The following is an 18218-nucleotide window of genomic DNA, read 5'->3' on the forward strand; positions in this document are numbered from 1 at the left end:
GGGAAGCTTGGTGCGCGGCGCAAGCCTTAACCGGCCAGACGAAGCTCTTTGGGCAGGGCGAAGGTGATGTTCTCGGCTTCGCCGTCGAGTTCGCGGACGCTGCCGGCGCCCCAGGACTGCAAACGGGCGATCACTTCCTGCACCAGCTTCTCCGGCGCCGAGGCGCCCGCGGTCACGCCGATGCGAGTCTTGCCTTCGAGCCAGCTGCGCTCGATGTGCTCCGCGCCGTCGATCAGGAAGGAGGTAACGCCCTGCTTCTCGGCAAGTTCCTTGAGGCGGTTGGAGTTCGAGCTGTTCACCGAACCCACCACGAGGACGAGATCCACGGCATCGGCGAGGCGACGCACGGCGTCCTGGCGATTCTGCGTGGCGTAGCAGATGTCGTCCTTGCGCGGCCCTTCGATGGCACTGAACTTCGCGCGGAGTGCGCCGATAATGGCGATGGTGTCGTCGACCGAGAGCGTGGTCTGGGTGACGAAGGCCAGCTTCTGCGGCTGTGACGGCGCCAGCTCGGCGACGTCGTCCACCGACTCGACCAGATAGATGTTGCCGCTATTGGCGGGATTCCACTGACCCATCGTGCCTTCGACTTCCGGATGGCCGGCATGGCCGATCAGGATGACGTCATGGCCGGCACGACCGAGGCGCGCGACTTCCATGTGCACCTTGGTGACCAGCGGGCACGTGGCATCGAACACGTTGAGGCGGCGACGATCGGCCTCCTCGCGCACGGCCTTGGGCACGCCGTGGGCGCTGAAGATCACCGTGGAGCCGTCCGGCACCTCGTCCAGCTCGTCGACGAACACAGCGCCATCGGCACGCAGGCGCTCGACGACGAAACGATTGTGCACCACTTCATGGCGAACGTAGATCGGCGCACCGTAGGACTCGAGCGCGCGCTCCACGATGGCGATCGCACGATCGACACCGGCGCAGAAACCGCGGGGATTGGCGAGCAGGATGTCCAAGGGGGACCTCGAATGAGCGGTGGCGCCTGGTGGGCGCCGGGACGTTCGAATTATCGCATGGCTGCCGGGTGGGCGCTGTCGCCAGGCCCAATCGCCGCTGAAGCGGCTCCCACAAGGGGCTTACGGCGATGCGGGCTTCTCATGCCCCGTAAACAAACTGAACACGATCATCGAAACCGCCCCGACGCTGATCGCCGAATCGGCCACATTGAACACCGGAAACGGATAGCTACCCAGGAAAACCTGGATGAAATCGGTCACCTTGGCTGCGTGCAGCCGGTCGATGACATTCCCCAGCGCCCCGCCCACGATCAGGGCAAGCGGCGCGGCGGTGCGCCAATCGGCCCGCGGCGTCCGCGACAGCCACACGCTCAGCGTGGCGCTGATCACCGCAGCCAGCAGCACGAAGAACCAGCGCTGCCAGCCCGCGCTATCGGCGAGAAAGCTGAACGCGGCGCCGGTGTTGAAAGTGAGCGTCCAGTTGAGGATGCCCGGGATCACCGGATGCGGCGTTTCCGCCGGCTGCAGGGTGGTCAGCGCCCACCACTTGGTGAGCTGGTCGAGACCGATCATGGCGGCAGCGAGCCAGAGCCAGGAAAGCGCATTGGGTTTGGGGCGTACGGTCATTCGGGCGGGCCATTCGAAGCGGAGCGGCCGCGCCGCCGTGTGGCGGCGCGGATGGTTCGGGTCGGGACCGGTTCCTCAGAACCAGCGGCGATCTTCGCCCTGCCCTGTCAGGTTCTCGACGCAGCGGCCGCAGATCTCAGGATGAGCCGGATTCACACCGACATCCACGCGATGCTGCCAGCAGCGAATGCACTTCACGGCCTCGCTCACCGCCGCTGAGACATAAATCTCGGCGCCATCGAGTTCCACGCGTTCGGCCGAGGTCGGGCGACCTTCGAGCGTCGCCAGCGTGACTTCGGAGGTGATGAAGAAGAAGCGCAGTTCGCTGGCGGACTCGGCCAGCGCCGCCTGGGTGGCGGTGTCGGCGTGAATCGTCAGCGTGGCGTCGAGCGAGGCGCCGATCTGGCCATCCTTGCGCATGCGCTCCAGCACCTGCGAGGCCGATGCGCGAACACCGAGCAGGGTCGACCACCAACCGCGCGCATCGCCGTCTTCGCGCACGTCGAGACCCTCATACCAGGTCTCGAACAACACGGACTCGCTGCGCGAACCGGGCATGCTCACCCAGATTTCCTCGGCGGTGAACGTGACGATCGGCGCAAGCCAGCGCACCATCGCTTCGAGGATGCGGTACATCGCACTCTGCGCGCTGCGACGGCCACGGCTGTCGGTCGGCATCGTGTACAGGCGGTCTTTAGTGATGTCCAGGTACAACGCGCCCAGCTCGTTCGTGCAGAAGTTCTGCACGCGCTGCACGATTTCCGGGAAATCGTAACGCTCGTACGCGGCGATGATGGCCGCCTGCGTGTCGGCGGCCTGCTGCACGGCCCAGCGGTCCAGGTCGAGGCAACCCGCCGTCGGCAGCAGGTGCTTGTCCGGATCGAAACCGTCGAGGTTGCCGAGCAGAAAACGCGCGGTATTGCGCACGCGGCGATACGTATCCGCCACGCGCTTGAGGATCTCGTCCGACAGCGACATTTCGTTGCGGTAATCGGTCGAGCAGATCCACAAACGCAGGATGTCCGCGCCCAGGGTCTTCATGATGTCCTGCGGTTCGATGCCGTTACCCATCGATTTGGACATCTTGCGGCCCTGTGCGTCCACGGTGAAACCGTGGGTGAGCACGTGGTCGTAAGGGGCGCGGCCGTTGATCGCCGCCGAGGTGAGCAGCGAGGACTGGAACCAGCCGCGATGCTGGTCGGAGCCTTCCAGGTACATCACCTTGTATTCGCTGGCGTCGCCGGCCTGCAGTTCCGGACGCGCGCCGATCACGGCATAGTGGCTCACGCCGGAATCGAACCACACGTCGAGAACGTCAGTGACCTTTTCGTACTTGTCCGCGTCGTCGCCGAGCAGCTCGCGCGCATCCAGCGAGAACCAGACATCGATGCCCTCGCGGGCGACGCGCTGGGCCACCTTTTCCAGCAGTTCGACGCTGTCCGGATGCGGCTCATGCGTGTTCTTGTCGACGAACAACGCGATGGGCACGCCCCACGTGCGCTGCCGCGAGATGCACCAGTCGGGACGACCGTCGACCATGCCGGCAATGCGCTCTTCGCCCCAGCCCGGAATCCAGCGCACCGACTTGATCGAGGTGAGCGCGGTGCGGCGCAGGTCGGCCTGTTCCATGCCGATGAACCACTGCGGCGTGGCACGGAAAATCACCGGCGTCTTGTGGCGCCAGCAATGCGGATAGCTGTGCGTCAGCTTGGCGAACGCAAGCAGCACGCCACGATCGCGCAGCAGGTCGACGATGGCATCGTTGGCCTTCCAGATATGTATGCCGGCGAACGACACGTCGCCGGCGAGCGGCAGGTCGCTGCGATACACGCCACGGCCGTCCACGTAATTGAGCGTACCGATGCCGTAGTGCTGGCTGATCACGAAGTCTTCCGCGCCGTGGTCGGGCGAGGTGTGCACGGCACCCGTGCCATCTTCGTCGGACACGTGCTCGCCGAGGATCACCGGCACCTGCTTGTCGTAGAACGGGTGACGCAGCGGCTGGTTTTCGAGTACCGCCCCCTGCACGCGCCCGAGCACGTTCACCGTCTCGACGCCGTAGCGCGCCAGCGCCTTCTCCACCAGCGCCGAGGCGATGACGAGCAGCAGCGGCTTGCCGTTGCGCGAGGGACCTTCGACGAGCGCGTATTCGATCTCGCCACCGAGCGACACAGCCTGGCTGGACGGCAGCGTCCACGGCGTGGTCGTCCAGATCGGCACGGCGATCACAGCGTCACCCGTGGCGATGCCGAACAAGGCACCGAAGGACACCGGATCCACCGCGTCGTAAGCGACATCCACGGCCGGCGAGGTCTTGTCGGCATACTCGATCTCGGCTTCGGCCAGAGCCGAGCCGCAGTCGAAGCACCAGTAGACCGGCTTTGCGCCACGCACCACGTGACCGTTCTCAACGATGCGTGCGAGCGCACGGATCATGTCGGCTTCGTAGGTAAAATCCAGCGTGCGATACGGCTTTTCCCAGTCGCCCAGGACACCGAGGCGCTTGAAGTCCACGCGCTGCAGGTCGATCTGCGCCATCGCGTATTCGCGGCACTTCTGGCGGAAGGCGGCAGCGTCGAGCTTGTCGCCGGCCTTGCCGAACTTCTTCTCGATCGCGATTTCGATGGGCAGGCCATGGCAATCCCAGCCCGGCACGTAAGGTGCACGGTAGCCGGCCATCAGTTTCGACTTGACCACGACGTCCTTGAGCACCTTGTTCACGGCATGCCCGAGGTGAATGGCGCCGTTCGCATAGGGCGGGCCGTCGTGCAGCACGAACACCTTGTCGCGGTCGGCGGCCTTTTCCTGGATTTGCGCGTAACGGTTCACGCGCTCCCAGTTGGCCAGCCAGCCCGGCTCCCGCTTCGGCAGGTCGCCGCGCATCGGGAAGGCCGTCTGCGGCAGGTTGATGGTGTTCTTGTAGTCCTGGGTCATTGCTGTCAACCGTGGGTTTCTGAGGCAAGTATGGGGTTCATGCCAAGGGCTTGCCGGGCGGCGATCTCGTCCTGGCGCATCTGCGCGGTCAGGGCGTCGAGGCCGTCGAATTTTTCTTCGTCACGTAGCTTCCGCACGAACTCCACGCCGATGCGCTGGCCGTAGAGATCGCCGGAGAAATCGAACAAGTGCGCCTCGAGCAGGGGCTCGCGCACTTCGTTCACCGTCGGCCGAAAGCCGAGGCTGGCCACGCCCGGCCAACTGCACGGGCCTTCACCGACGCCGATGCGCACGGCGAAAATCCCGTGCACGGGGCTGACCCTTTCACTGAGATGGACATTGGCGGTGGGATATCCAAGGGTGCGGCCCAATTGCTGGCCGTGCTCGACATGACCGTCGATCACGAAGGGGCGCCCAAGCAACCGGGCGGCCTCGGCGAAACGGCTTTCGCCAAGCAGCATGCGCACCTTGGACGAGGAAACGCGCTCGCCATCGATTACCACCGGCGGCACGGCGTGGGCCGTGAAACCGAGTTCCGCGCCCATGGTCTGCAGCAGCGCGAAGTCGCCGCCACGGCGGTGGCCGAAGCGGAAGTCCTCGCCGACCCAGACCTCCCGCGCCGCCAGCCGGCCGACGATCACCCGGCGAACGAAGTCCTCCGCGGACATGGCGGTCAGCGCCTGGTCGAAACGCAGCGAAAGCAGCTCACGGATGCCTGCGGCAGCCATGCCTTCCGCCTTCTCGCGCACGCCGGACAGGCGCGGCACGGGTTCTTTCGAGAAGAACGCACGTGGCAGCGGTTCGAAGGTGATGACGGCGGGCACGAGGCCACGCGCCTCGGCGCGGCTACGCACCTCGTCGAGGATAGTCTGGTGGCCAAGATGCAGGCCATCGAAAGCGCCGATGGCGACGATGCTGCCCTCGGGTGCCAGGCAGGGGCCGTCGACGTCGCGATGAAGTCGCAGCGTCATGCGTGGGCGTCCAGGAAGCGATGCGGAATAAAAGCCATCGGGCCAGTATAGCCGCCCCGTTGCGCCGCACAACGCTAGCCGGCACGCCCCGGCGTCGACTCAGCGGGCGCGCAGGTCACGCAGGCGGAAACCCATCGCGAACAGGGCCACGAGGTAGGCGCCGCCACCGGCAATTACCAACACGGCCAGGCGCCAGACGCGCACCCATTTCTCGACATCCGTCCATTCCGGCCAGATGGCGAGACCGACCAGGAGGACGGCGACCATCGCCGCACAGGCCACGCCCAGGCGGAGCAGATGCCGGGCCCAGCCGGGCTGACGCTCGTACACGCCGGCCTTGCCCAGCCAGCGCCACAGCAACAGAAGGTTGAGATAACTGGCAAGCGCGCTGGCCATGCCCAGGGCCATGTGCAGGCCGGGGATGGTCGAGATCGCCGCGAACCAGGAACCGGCCTTCTGCTCAGGACTCGCCCAGAGGAAGAACAGCAGGGCCAGGAAGGCCACGTTGAACACCATATTGGCGACCAGCGAAGCCACACCGGCGCGCACCGGGGTACGCGTGTCCTTGCGGGCGTAGAACGCCGGCAGCACCACCTTGACCAGGGCGAAGGCAGGCAAGCCGAAGCTCAGCGCCGAAATCGACAGCGAGGCCATCCGCGTGTCGAACGCGGTGAAGCGACCATGCTGGAAGATCGTCGCCACCAGGGGCACCGAAAGGAACATCAGGGCGAACATGGCCGGCACCGCGATCAACAGGGTCGTGCGCAGCCCCCAGTCGAGCGCCCGCGAGAAGGCCTCCTTATCGGAGCCCACGTGGTGACGCGACAGGGACGGGAGAATCACCGTACCCAGGGCTACACCGAACACGCCCAGCGGCAGCTCGAGGAAGCGATCGGCCTGCGACAGCCAGCTCTGCGAACCCGCTACCAGCAGCGACGCGATCACCGTATCCAGCAGCAGGTTGATCTGTGCCACGGACGAACCGAACAGGGTCGGCACCATGAGCCGCATGATCCGGCGCACGTCCGGCGAGCTCCAGCCCCAGCGCGGCAGCGCAAGCAGGTCGAGGCGGCGCAGCGTCGGCAACTGGAAGGCCAGCTGGAGGATGCCCGCAAGGAGGATCGCCCAGCCCATGGCCATGATCGGCGTGTGCAGCCTCGGCGCCAGCCAGAGCGCGCCACCGATCATGCACAGGTTGAGGATTACCGGCGTCAGCGCCGGGAGGCCGAACTTATGGAAACTGTTGAGTGCGCCGCCACATAACGCTGTCAGCGAGACGAACAGCAGGAACGGAAAGGTCAGCCGCAGCAGGTTGACGGTGAGCTCGAATTTCTCGGGTGTCTCGACCGCACCAGGCGAGAACAACGCCGTCACCTGCGGCGCGAAGATCACGCCCAGGGCCACCACCACCAGCAGCACGCCGCCGAGCGTGCCCGCCGTGCGCGACATGAGCTGCTTCAGCTCATCGTGCGGGCGGGTTTCCTTGACCTCGGTGAACACGGGGACGAAGGCGGTCGAGAACGAGCCCTCGGCGAACAGGCGCCGCATGAAGTTCGGAATGCGGAACGCCACCCAGAACGCGTCCGTGGCCGCATTGGCGCCGAACGAAGCATTGATCGCCATGTCACGGACCAGGCCGAGCACGCGGGAGACCATGGTCATGCCACTGAAAGACAGCACGCCGCGAAGAAGGCTGGGGGTTTTCATCCGTGTCCGGGTGACCGCAAACCCCTAGTTTGACAGCGGCGGGCGGGCGGAGGACAGTCTGCGCTCTGGAATTTTCCGGGCACCGTGCCCGACCCGCCCTCCAGGCCCGCCCGTGCGGGCTCTAAGCTATTGACGCGACCCGTCTTTGGCCTCAAAATGGGCGTCTTTCTTAAAACCAACAGAACTCTGGAGCTTCACCTTGGCCAACATCAAGTCCGCGAAGAAGCGTGCGCGTCAGTCGGAGCAGCGCCGTCTGCGCAACGTCAGCGCGCGTTCCATGGTGCGTTCCGCACTGAAGAAGGTCGTCAAGGCGATCGACGCCAAGGATAAGGCTGGCGCAGTCACGGCTTATGCCGTCGCCGTGCCGGTGATGGACCGCTACGCTGCACGCGGCCTCATCCACAAGAACAAGGCTGCCCGTCACAAGAGCCGCCTGAACGCGAAGATCCGCGACCTGGCGTAATTGCCTGCGCGACATCGCTGTTCGCAAAAAAGCCGGCGCAAGCCGGCTTTTTTGTTGCCCTGGTCTTACTGGAGCGGATTAATGTGGGAGCCGATTTTTAATGTGGGAGCCGATTCATCGGCGATAGGCCTCACGGCATCACCGCTCCGTCGGCTTTTCGCCGCTGAAGCGGCTCCCACATTGCCCGATTCGCCAATGAATCGGCTCCTACATAGAGCCTGCCCATCCAGACCCGGCGTTATTCGCCGCGCATGCGCACGTCGCCGGTCAGCTCCTTGTTTTCGCGCTGCTTTTCGCGCTCGGCGTCGAAGAACTGCTGCACCTTGAGGCAGACATCCCAGGTACCGATTTCACCGGCGGCGGAGACGAGGAACCACGGCTCCTTCCAGTCCAGGCGGGCAACGATATCGTCGGCCGCGCGCTTGAGCTCGGCCTTGTCGGAGAACACGTCGGACTTGTTGATCACCAGCCAGCGCGGGCGCGTGACCAGTTCGGCGTCGAATTCCGCCAGCTCTTTCTCGATGGTACGCACCTGCTCGACCGGATCGGAACCGTCGATCGGCTGGATGTCGACCACGTGCAGCAGCAGGCTGGTACGCGAGACATGGCGGAGGAACTGGATACCCAGGCCTGCACCTTCGGCCGCACCCTCGATGATGCCGGGGATATCGGCAATCACGAAGCTCTGGTCGTAACCGATGCGCACCACGCCCAGGTTCGGGTGCAGCGTGGTGAACGGGTAGTCCGCCACGCGCGGGGTCGCTGCCGACACGGCACGAATGAAGGTGCTCTTGCCCGCATTCGGGAAGCCCAGCAGACCGACATCGGCGAGCAGGCGCATCTCGAGCTTGATGTCGCGGACCTCACCCGGCGTGCCGGGGGTGAACTTGCGCGGAGCGCGATTGACCGAGCTCTTGAAATGGATGTTGCCAAGGCCGCCGCGGCCACCCTGCGCGACTTTGAGACGCTGGCCGTGCGCGGTGAGATCGCCGATCACTTCGTCAGTATCGACGTTGATCACGATGGTGCCGACCGGCACGCGGACGTCGGAATCTTCGCCGCCCTTGCCGTACATCTGGCTGCCCATGCCGCCCTGCCCGCGCTCAGCCTTGAAAGCGCGCATGTGGCGGAAGTCGACGAGCGTATTGAGGCCTTCGTCAGCGACAAGCCAGACCGAGCCGCCATTGCCGCCGTCGCCGCCATCGGGGCCACCGAACGGGATGAATTTCTCTCGACGGAAGCTGACGCAGCCGTTGCCGCCGGTACCGGCCGTGACCCTGATCTGTGCTTCGTCGACGAATTTCATGGGAAAGGAGCCTGGGTGAAGAAGTGATACCGCTTTACAAACGAAAAGCCCCGCCGTGGGCGGGGCCTTCGTTATCGCGTCGAATGAGGCTTACGCCGTGACGACGTCGACAAACTTGCGACCCTTTTCGCCACGGACCTTGAAGGCAACCGTGCCGTCGATCAGGGCGAACAGGGTGTGGTCGCGGCCGAGGCCGACGCCCACGCCAGCATGGAACTTGGTGCCACGCTGACGAACGATGATGTTGCCGGCTTCAACAGCCTGGCCGCCATAGATCTTCACACCGAGATACTTCGGGTTCGAATCGCGACCGTTGCGGCTGGAACCTACGCCTTTTTTATGTGCCATGACTCATATCCTCCGCAGATCAGGCGTTGATGCCAGTGATCTCGATTTCGGTGTAATGCTGACGATGTCCCTGCGTACGCTTGTAGTGCTTACGACGACGGAACTTGACGATGCGGATCTTATCCGCGCGACCGTGGGCACGAATCTTCGCGCTGACGGTTGCACCGGCGACCAAGGGGGCGCCAACGGTGACCGACTCGCCTTCGCCCACCAGGAGGACCTGGTCGAACTGGACGGTGGAATCGACTTCGGCGGTGAGCAGTTCGACGCGCAGGATTTCGCCTGCCATCACACGATACTGCTTGCCACCGGTCTTGATGACTGCGTAGCTCATGGTTGTTTCCTGTTGCTGATTATGTAGTTCTTTTTAGGGTCTTACGGGTGTTGCGAACTGCGAATTATAGCCAAGGGGAAAAGGCAAGGTCAATCAGATGGTTAAGGGAAAGCGGAGCCAGCCCATCGGCCGGGCATCGATGCATCGCGATTCCATACAGATCAACAGGTTATCCGAACCCGCTTTCTGTGGGAGCCGCTTCAGCGGCGATGCCGGGCTACCTCAATCCGGCCCGCTGCCGCGGGATCGCCGCTGAAGCGGCTCCCACATCGCCGCTGAAGCGGCTCCCACACGGTGCGTGGCTATTTCTTTTTGGAGGGGGTGGGTGCGGGGGACGGCACGGGTGTCGCAGCGGCGGGTTTGGCTGCGGCACCTGTGGCCGGACACTGGCCCTGCGGGTTCAGGGTGCCCTGGCTTTGCAGCTGGGAAATCATCTGCTGGCCGCGCTCCTGGCCCCACTGCTTGCCGATCTGCATGCCCTCGGCCATGGTCGCCGGCATCTGGGTGATCACCTTCTGGCCCAGCGGCGAGCGGTAGAACTTGAGCAGGCCGTCGATGTCTTCGGCGGTGAAATGCTTCTGGTAGACCGGCACCATGCGGCCGATCAGCTGGTTGGTGGCATTGGCGTCCACGAAGCCCTGCCAGTAGCTGGCGGGTACGCAGGGCAGCGCGTTCTGCATGACGCCCGCCATCTGGCTGTTCATCTGGCTGAGCATGCGGCCCATGCCTACGGCGTCCATCAGCTGGCGCACCTGCTGCTCGCTGGGCTGCGCCGCTAGCGCCTGGCCCGTACAACCCGCCAGCACCAGGCCGACGGCAATCCCTGTCCACTTACGCATGCGTCACGCTCCTCTTTGGGATGGATGGCACACCCCTCCCCGGGGTGACGGCCATGGTAGCCGCGTCGGCGCCCCACGGGTACGCCCGCCCGGCCGGGTACCGATCCCGCAAATCACCTGTGCTGAATCGTCACAAGTCGAGGCGGAATGAAGGCGGAAAACCCTTGGTATAGTCGGGGGCTTCCCCCATTTATGTCGGCACATGGACAGCATTCGCATCCGCGGCGCCCGCACGCACAATCTCAAGAATATCGACCTCGACCTGCCCCGCGATCGCCTGATCGTGATCACGGGGCTATCCGGGTCCGGTAAATCCTCGCTGGCTTTCGACACCATTTATGCCGAAGGCCAACGTCGCTATGTCGAGTCGTTGTCCGCTTATGCGCGGCAATTCCTCTCGATCATGGAAAAACCGGACGTGGACACGATCGAAGGCCTTTCGCCGGCCATCTCGATCGAGCAGAAGTCGACTTCCCATAATCCCCGGTCCACCGTCGGTACGATCACCGAGGTGTACGACTACCTGCGCCTGCTCTACGCGCGAGTCGGCACGCCCCGCTGCCCGACCCACGGCATCGCGCTCGAGGCGCAGACCGTCAGCCAGATGGTCGACACCGCCATGGCGCTGGACGCCGACAAACGCTGGATGCTCCTGGCGCCGGTCATCCGCGAGCGCAAGGGTGAGCACGTACAGGTGTTCGAGCAGCTGCGCGCGCAGGGCTTCGTCCGTGCCCGCGTGGACGGCGAGGTATATGACCTGGACGCCGTGCCGCCGCTGACCCTGCGCCAGAAGCACACCATCGAGGCGGTGATCGACCGCTTCCGTCCGCGTGAGGACATCAAGCAGCGCCTGGCTGAGTCCTTTGAGACCGCCCTGCGCCTCGGCGAAGGCATCGTCATCCTGGTCGACATGGACGATGCAAAGGCCGCAGAGCAGCTGTTCTCCTCACGGTTTTCCTGCCCGATGTGCGATTACTCGCTGCCGGAGCTCGAGCCGCGTCTGTTCTCGTTCAATTCCCCGGTCGGCGCCTGCCCGACCTGCGACGGTCTGGGCGTCACCCAGGTGTTCGATCCATCGCGCGTGGTCGGCCATCCCGAGCTCAGCCTTGCCGGCGGCGCCATCCGCGGCTGGGACCGTCGTAACGCGCACTATTTCCAGCTGATCATCTCGCTGGCGAAGTACTACGGGTTCGATCCGGAGACCCCGTGGCGCGAGCTGACGAAGACGATGCAGAACGCCGTGCTCAACGGCTCGGGCAAGGACGTGATTCCGTTCCGCTACATCACCGACCGTGGCGGCAAGGTCACCCGTGAGCACAAGTTCGAAGGCATCCTGCCCAACCTCGAACGTCGCTACCGCGAAACCGAGTCGGCTGCCGTCCGCGAAGAACTCTCGCGTTACATCGCGGACCACCCCTGCCCGGACTGCGGCGGCCAGCGCCTGAATCCGTCGGCGCGGAACGTGTTCGTCGCTGACCGCGCGATTCCCGAACTCACCTCCCTGGCGATCGACAACGCCCTGGGCTTTTTCGAAAGCCTGAAGCTGCCGGGCTGGCGTGGCGAGATTGCGGTGAAGATCGTCAAGGAAATCCGCGAGCGCCTGACCTTCCTCAACGATGTGGGCCTGAACTACCTCACGCTCGATCGCCAGGCGGACTCCCTGTCTGGCGGCGAGGCCCAGCGCATCCGTCTGGCCAGCCAGATCGGTGCGGGCCTTGTCGGCGTGATGTACGTGCTCGACGAACCGTCCATCGGCCTGCATCAGCGCGACAATGAACGCCTGCTCGGCACCCTCACCCGCCTGCGCGACCTGGGCAACACCGTGATCGTGGTCGAGCACGACGAGGACGCGATCCGCGCGGCCGACCATATCCTCGACATCGGCCCCGGCGCGGGCGTGCATGGCGGCGAGATCGTCGGTGAAGGTTCGCTGGAAGACATCCTCGCCTCGCCGCGCTCGGTGACGGCGAAGTACCTGACCGGCGAGCGCGGCATCCGCGTGCCGACAAAGCGCCGCCAGCCGCGCGACGACCAGTGGATCGAGCTCAAGGGTGCCACGGGCAACAACCTCAAGGACGTCGACGTCCGCATTCCGGTCGGCACCTTCACCTGTGTCACGGGCGTGTCCGGCTCGGGCAAGTCCACGCTGATCAACGACACCTTCTATCGCCTTGCCGCGATGGAGCTCAACGGTGCGGGCGAACAACCGGCACCGTATGAGTCGATCGAAGGCCTCGAGCTTTTCGACAAGGTGGTCGACATCGACCAGTCGCCGATCGGCCGCACGCCGCGTTCCAACCCGGCCACATACACTGGCCTGTTCACGCCCTTGCGCGAGTTGTACGCGCAGGTGCCGGAGTCGCGCCAGCGTGGGTACTCGGCCGGCCGCTTCAGCTTCAATGTGCGCGGCGGCCGCTGCGAAGCCTGCGAAGGCGACGGCATGATCAAGGTGGAAATGCACTTCCTGCCGGACGTGTACGTGCCCTGCGATGTCTGCCACGGCAAGCGCTACAACCGCGAAACGCTCGAAGTGCTCTACAAGGGCCACACCATCGCCGACGTGCTCGATATGACGGTGGAAGACGCGTTCAAGCTGTTCGAACCGGTGCCGGTCATCGCCCGCAAGCTGGAAACCCTGCGCGCCGTGGGCCTGGATTACATCAAGCTCGGGCAGAGCGCGACCACCCTTTCCGGTGGCGAGGCGCAGCGCGTGAAGCTGTCGAAGGAGCTGTCCAAGCGCGACACGGGCAGCACGCTCTACATCCTCGACGAGCCGACGACAGGCCTGCACTTCCACGATATCGAGCAGCTGCTCGAGGTGCTGCACAAGCTGGTCGAGCACGGCAACACGGTCGTCGTCATCGAGCACAACCTCGATGTGATCAAGACAGCCGACTGGCTGATCGATCTCGGCCCGGAGGGCGGTTCCGGCGGCGGGCGTATCCTGGTCAGTGGCACGCCGGAAACGGTGGCGGCGACGAAGGCGTCGCATACCGGTCGCTTCCTGAAGTCGCACCTGGTGCCGATTGCCACGCCGGCGGCGAAAAGCGGCGCGAAGGCGGCTGCGAAGCCTTCGGCCAAGGCACCAGCGAAAGCCCCGGCGCCGGCAAAGAAAACGGCAACCACTAAATCCATCGCGAAGACGGCTCCGGCCGCGAAGAAGAAAAGAACCGCATGAGCACCGACGCTTCGAACACGCCGTTCCCCCTGTTCATTACGCCGATGGACGTCCGTTGGCAGGACATGGACGCCTACAACCACGTCAACAACGCCAATTACCTGGTTTATCTGCAGGAAGCACGCCTGAAATGGCTGCAAACGCTGCCTGGCAAGTGGTACAGCGAGGAAGGCGCGCCGGTGATGGCGCATAGCGAGATCAACTACCGCCTGCCGATCGAATGGCCGGCGGACATCCAGATCGAGCTGTTCGTCAATCGCCTTGGCACCAGCTCGATGACCGTCGGCCACCGCATCGTCGACTCCGACGACGCGACGAAGATCCACGCGGACGGCAGCGTCACCATGGTCTGGATCAACACGAAGACCGGCCGGCCGGTCGCCCTGCCGCAGGCGATCCGTGACGCCGTGGCGGAAGCCCAGGACGCCTGAGGCTTTTCTGAACCTTCCAGGCATGCCTGGCTCCTTGTGGGAGCCGGCTATGCCGGCGATGGACCCTCAGGCCAAACCGTTCCATTGGCTTTTCGCCACTGAAGCGGCTCCCACATGACCTGATTCCACTCCATTCATTTCTCCCCGGTATGATCTCGCAGGATCATACGGAGAGAGATACCTATGTCGCGTCGTCTGCTTGTTCTCGCGATCGCCGGCGCCATCGCGCTGCCGGCCTTTGCCGCCACCGACGAGCGCACCGCGCTCACCCTCTACCGTGCCGAGGGCGACCAGCTCTTCGCCACCAATGGCGAGGCCGTGTCGGGTGATGGTTATGCCGTGGTCCATGAACGCCGCAGCTTCGACCTGAAGGGCGGCGCACAGGATCTCTCCATCGATGGCCTCCCTTCTGCCCTGGACAGCGAAGCGCTTTCCCTGCGCTTTCCCGGCAAGGGCACGCGGGTGGTTTCCCAGCGCCTCCTGCTCGGCCAGGGTTTTGACGGTGCCGTGGCCGGACTGGTCGGTCACAACGTGACCGCCATCGGTACAACGGGCCAACCCATTGCCAGCGGCATGCTGGTGCGCGGCGGCGACACCCTGGTGATTCGTGAAGCCAGCGGCCAGGCCAGCCTGATCAAGAGCTACGCGGCATTGCGCGCGGCAGACGCCACCGACTTCGCCCGGGGCTCCACCCTGCAGGTGCGGGTGACTGGCGGCAGCGCAGGCAACACCACCGCACAGCTCGACTACCCCACCTCCGGCCTTGGCTGGCGCGGTGCCTATGTGGCGACAATCGCCCCTGGCACCACCTGCAAGATGAACTTCGACGCCTCCGCCAGCATCGCCAACCGCAGCGGTCGCGACTGGAAGGAGGTCTCGCTGAAGCTCGTCGCCGGCGACGCGCAGCGTGCCAAGGCGCCGCCGACGCGGGACAAGATGTTCATGTACCGGGCCGCGCCCGCACCGATGGCCATGGACGTCGCTTCGACGGGACCGCGCCAGGCCACTCTCGGCGACCTGCGTACCTACAGCCTGCCAGCGGCGGTCGACCTGCCCGATGGAAGCGTGACGCAAACGCCGCTTTACGACAGCCGCACGCTGGATTGCGAGCGCGAGGCCGTCTACGACACCAACACGCGCTACTACGGTAACCAGCCGCGCCTGGAGCGCGACATCGGCATGCCGCCGACCACGCAGATCGTCTCGAACCTGCGCTTCAAGGCCTTCGACGCCTTGCCAGCGGGCTACCTGCGCGTGCTGACCACCGATCGCGACGGCAATGCCGAGCTGCTCGGCGAAGGCCGCCTCGATGACACACCGAAGGGCAAGGACGCGACGGTGTCCCTCGGCAACGCGTTCGACCTCACGGCGACACGCGAGCAGACCGCTTTCAGTGCAGACGCGGCCTCGCATCGCATGGACGAAGGCACGCGCCTGACCCTGACCAACGCCGGTGACACGAAGCGCACGATCACGGTGCGCGAGCATCCGAGTCGTTGGCGTGCCTGGACCGTGACGTCCTCGTCGATCAAGCCGACGAAGTCGACGCCGGAGCTGCTGGAGTTCCAGGTGGAGGTTCCGGCCAACGGTTCGGTGATCCTCGATTACGCGCTGCGTTACACCTGGGCGGACGCGGACCTGCCGCATCCGTAAGACGTTCCGTGACCGCAGTGCGGCATGCCCTTGCCGCGCTGCACGGTCATAATTGCCCAACATCACCGACGGACACGCGCCCATGCTCGACATCCTTCCACACGACGGCGGCATCCATGAGATCCGCATGGCGCGCGCGCCAGTCAACGCGTTCGATATCAACCTGGTGCGCGCCCTTCGCGAAGCCATCGTCGAGGCACCTTCCAACGGCGCGCGTGGCATCGTCCTTTCCGGTGCGCAGGGCATGTTCTCCGCGGGCGTGGACGTACCGGCACTGATCCAGCGCGATCGCGCGGGCGTGCAGGAATTCTGGAACGAATTCTTCGCCTTGTGCGGCGCGCTCGCCGCGTCGAGCATCCCTACCGTCGCCGCGATCACCGGGCACAGCCCGGCGGGCGGCGCCGTGGTCGCGTTGTTCTGCGACTACCGGATCATGGCGCACGGCCCGTACAAGATCGGCCTCAACGAAGTGCAGGTGGGCCTGTCGGTGCCCGAGCCCATCCAGTTCGCCATGCGTCGTATCGTCGGCAATTACCGTGCGGAGCGCCTGGTCGTGGCCGGCGCCATGGTCGATGCCGAGCAGGCTCATGCCATCGGCCTGGTCGACGAACTCGCCACGGTCGAGCAGGTGGTACAGCGCGCCGTGATGTGGATGACCGACATGCTCAAGTTACCGCCGAAGGCGATGCTGCGCACGCGCGCCATCGCACGTGCCGACCTGGTTGCGGTGTGGGGCGATACGACCGACCTGTTGGACCCGGGGTTTATCGACGATTTCTTTGCGGATGAAACGCAGGGGGTGTTGAGGGCGTTGGTGGCTCGGCTGAAGTCGAAATAAGGATCGCTTCGCGATCCATCGCCGATGAATCGGCTCCCACAGAAAGCCCGCTTAGGCACCTAGGTGGGAGCCACAGGTGGGATCCACATCTGGGATCCATATGTGGGATCCACATCTGGGAGCCACATGTGGGAGCCACATCTGGGAGCCACATGTGGGAGCCGCTTCAGCGGCGATGCTCCTGGACCTACAGAAACCCGCGAATCCCCGCGACGCCCTGCGCCGCATGCAACCGCGCATCCATCGCATCGTCCGGGCCCAACCCACCCAACGCATACACCGGCAAAGAAGCCGCCTCGGCCAGTTGCGCGAAGCGCGGCCAGCCGAGGGGTTCGGCGCCCGGGTGGCTCGCTGTGGCGTGCACCGGCGACAGCGTGGCGAAATCGCAGCCCAGTGCCGAAGCAAGCGCCAGTTCGGCCGCATCGTGACACGACGCGGCAACCATTTGTGACAGCGGTAGCGGCCTGCCCTCCAGCACATGAAGTTGCGACGCGGCCAGATGGACGCCTACGCCTTCGCCAAACGCACGTGCTGACTCGATATCCCGGTTGAGCATCAAGGTCGCGCCGAGCGCACGCAGCTCCGGCAGTACACGCGTTACCACGGCGTGCACGTCATCTACCGGCACTCCGGGCAGACGTAACTGCAGCAACCGCTCCCCACGCGCCAGCGCGCTCGTCAGCAAAGCCACGGCGTCATCAGGCGACACATCGGCCGGGGTGATCGGGTAGTGCCCTGGCAGCCGTGTCGCGGCGAGGATCGGGCGGTCCGCGGGCGCAAGCAAGGCGGGGTCGATATCGCACGGATCGAGCCAGCGGATCTCGGCGGCATCGAGCGCCTTGGGCTCGCCCGTCCATGCGCGCACGAGGATCGCCTCCAGCAACATCTTGCGCTCGCCGTAGTTCCACGGGATGCGCACGAGCGCTTCGAACGAGAGCGGATCGACAGCAATGCCGAGCTCCTCGTCGAGCTCACGCTCCAGCGCCATCAGCGGCGTCTCTCCCTGCTCCAGCTTGCCACCAGGGAACTCCCACATGCCCGCCAGGTGCTTACCTGGCGGTCGCTGCGCGATGAGGATTCGTCCGGCGCCGTCGACGAGGACGCCGGCAACGACATGCATCAGACGTTCCGGACGTATTCGACCATGTCGAAGGCGTGGGCGTGTTCCTTGTCTTTCGCGTGACGAACGCGCGACACCTCGGCCCATTCCTTGAAATCGATACCCGGGAAGAACACGTCGGCCCCGTCGACCGCGGCGTAGACCCAGGTCAGGTACAGCGTGCGCGCCATCGGCAGCGCCTCGCGGAATACTTCGCCGCCGCCGATGACCATGAGGCCCGCGTAGTTGCAGCTTGCCAGCGCCTCGGCCACCGAGCGCACGGTGATCTGGCCCGGATACGGCGCCTCGCCCTTGCGCGAAAGCACGTAGTTCACGCGGTCCGGGAGGGGCTTGCCGATCGACTCGGCGGTCTTGCGCCCCATCAGCACGGACTTGTCCGTGGTCAGTCGCTTGAAGTGGCGCAGGTCTTCGGGGAGGTGCCAGGGCAGGCCTCCCTGCTTGCCGATGGCAAAGTTTTCGTCGAGCGCGGCAACCAGGTGAACGGACATGTAGCTTCCTTCG

At 65.0% G+C, this 18218-nt stretch carries 16 protein-coding genes; 5 read left to right on the forward strand and 11 right to left on the reverse strand.

Annotation, left to right across the window (positions count from 1 at the left end; translation table 11 throughout):
- Nucleotides 1–26: 26 nt before the first annotated feature.
- The 5 genes from ispH to murJ all read right to left on the reverse strand — a co-directional run bounded on the left by ispH (nucleotide 27) and on the right by murJ (nucleotide 7207).
- Nucleotides 27–968, reverse strand: a complete 942-nt coding sequence (gene ispH, locus C8J98_RS19320; protein WP_107915110.1) for a 4-hydroxy-3-methylbut-2-enyl diphosphate reductase — start codon at nucleotides 966–968, stop codon at nucleotides 27–29.
- A gap of 120 nt (nucleotides 969–1088) precedes the next feature.
- Nucleotides 1089–1595: a signal peptidase II gene (gene lspA, locus C8J98_RS19325; RefSeq protein ID WP_107915112.1), complete on the reverse strand. Its 507-nt coding sequence runs from the start codon at nucleotides 1593–1595 to the stop codon at nucleotides 1089–1091.
- A 75-nt stretch (nucleotides 1596–1670) separates the two neighbouring features.
- Nucleotides 1671–4529, reverse strand: a complete 2859-nt coding sequence (ileS, locus tag C8J98_RS19330) for an isoleucine--tRNA ligase (RefSeq protein ID WP_107915114.1) — start codon at nucleotides 4527–4529, stop codon at nucleotides 1671–1673.
- 5 nt (nucleotides 4530–4534) lie between these two features.
- Nucleotides 4535–5500: a bifunctional riboflavin kinase/FAD synthetase gene (locus C8J98_RS19335; protein WP_107915116.1), complete on the reverse strand. Its 966-nt coding sequence runs from the start codon at nucleotides 5498–5500 to the stop codon at nucleotides 4535–4537.
- Nucleotides 5501–5599: 99 nt separating this feature from the next.
- Complete coding sequence (gene murJ / locus C8J98_RS19340; protein WP_107915118.1) at nucleotides 5600–7207, reverse strand: murein biosynthesis integral membrane protein MurJ; 1608 nt, start codon at nucleotides 7205–7207, stop codon at nucleotides 5600–5602.
- Nucleotides 7208–7406: 199 nt separating this feature from the next.
- Here murJ and rpsT point away from each other — a divergent pair, with 199 nt between their 5' ends.
- On the forward strand, nucleotides 7407–7670 hold the full coding sequence (gene rpsT / locus C8J98_RS19345; RefSeq protein WP_046969368.1) for a 30S ribosomal protein S20: 264 nt from the start codon (nucleotides 7407–7409) through the stop codon (nucleotides 7668–7670).
- A gap of 238 nt (nucleotides 7671–7908) precedes the next feature.
- Here the strand turns inward: rpsT and cgtA are convergent, their stop codons facing one another.
- The 4 genes from cgtA to C8J98_RS19365 form a co-directional block, all read right to left on the reverse strand.
- Entirely contained in the window at nucleotides 7909–8976 is a 1068-nt protein-coding gene (cgtA, locus tag C8J98_RS19350) for an Obg family GTPase CgtA (RefSeq protein WP_107915119.1), read from the reverse strand.
- Between the two features lie 90 nt (nucleotides 8977–9066).
- Nucleotides 9067–9324 (reverse strand): 50S ribosomal protein L27, encoded by a 258-nt coding sequence (gene rpmA, locus C8J98_RS19355; protein ID WP_063571082.1) that lies wholly within the window; start codon nucleotides 9322–9324, stop codon nucleotides 9067–9069.
- A gap of 19 nt (nucleotides 9325–9343) precedes the next feature.
- A complete protein-coding gene (gene rplU / locus C8J98_RS19360) occupies nucleotides 9344–9658 on the reverse strand; it encodes a 50S ribosomal protein L21 (protein ID WP_107915121.1) in 315 nt (104 codons plus the stop codon).
- Nucleotides 9659–9960: 302 nt separating this feature from the next.
- Nucleotides 9961–10497: a DUF2059 domain-containing protein gene (locus C8J98_RS19365; RefSeq protein WP_107915123.1), complete on the reverse strand. Its 537-nt coding sequence runs from the start codon at nucleotides 10495–10497 to the stop codon at nucleotides 9961–9963.
- A 202-nt stretch (nucleotides 10498–10699) separates the two neighbouring features.
- On the opposite strand from C8J98_RS19365, the gene uvrA reads away from it, so the two are divergent.
- From uvrA to C8J98_RS19385, 4 genes are all read left to right on the forward strand, one after another.
- Nucleotides 10700–13675 (forward strand): excinuclease ABC subunit UvrA, encoded by a 2976-nt coding sequence (uvrA, locus tag C8J98_RS19370; RefSeq protein WP_107915125.1) that lies wholly within the window; start codon nucleotides 10700–10702, stop codon nucleotides 13673–13675.
- A complete protein-coding gene (locus C8J98_RS19375) occupies nucleotides 13672–14106 on the forward strand; it encodes a thioesterase family protein (RefSeq protein ID WP_107915127.1) in 435 nt (144 codons plus the stop codon). Before uvrA ends, C8J98_RS19375 begins: the two co-directional genes overlap by 4 nt.
- Nucleotides 14107–14289: 183 nt before the next feature.
- Entirely contained in the window at nucleotides 14290–15759 is a 1470-nt protein-coding gene (locus C8J98_RS19380) for a DUF4139 domain-containing protein (RefSeq protein ID WP_107915129.1), read from the forward strand.
- A gap of 82 nt (nucleotides 15760–15841) precedes the next feature.
- On the forward strand, nucleotides 15842–16597 hold the full coding sequence (locus C8J98_RS19385) for an enoyl-CoA hydratase/isomerase family protein (RefSeq protein ID WP_107915131.1): 756 nt from the start codon (nucleotides 15842–15844) through the stop codon (nucleotides 16595–16597).
- A gap of 187 nt (nucleotides 16598–16784) precedes the next feature.
- Here the strand turns inward: C8J98_RS19385 and C8J98_RS19390 are convergent, their stop codons facing one another.
- Nucleotides 16785–17717: a Nudix family hydrolase gene (locus C8J98_RS19390; protein ID WP_107915133.1), complete on the reverse strand. Its 933-nt coding sequence runs from the start codon at nucleotides 17715–17717 to the stop codon at nucleotides 16785–16787.
- Nucleotides 17717–18205 carry a dihydrofolate reductase gene (locus C8J98_RS19395; RefSeq protein ID WP_107915135.1) on the reverse strand — a complete coding sequence of 163 codons (489 nt, stop codon included), beginning with the start codon at nucleotides 18203–18205 and terminating at the stop codon, nucleotides 17717–17719. The genes C8J98_RS19390 and C8J98_RS19395 overlap by 1 nt, the downstream gene beginning before the upstream one ends.
- Nucleotides 18206–18218: the final 13 nt, after the last annotated feature.

The sequence above is a fragment of the Luteibacter sp. OK325 genome, from assembly GCF_003050935.1.
In the GTDB taxonomy this organism is placed as follows: Bacteria; Pseudomonadota; Gammaproteobacteria; order Xanthomonadales; family Rhodanobacteraceae; genus Luteibacter.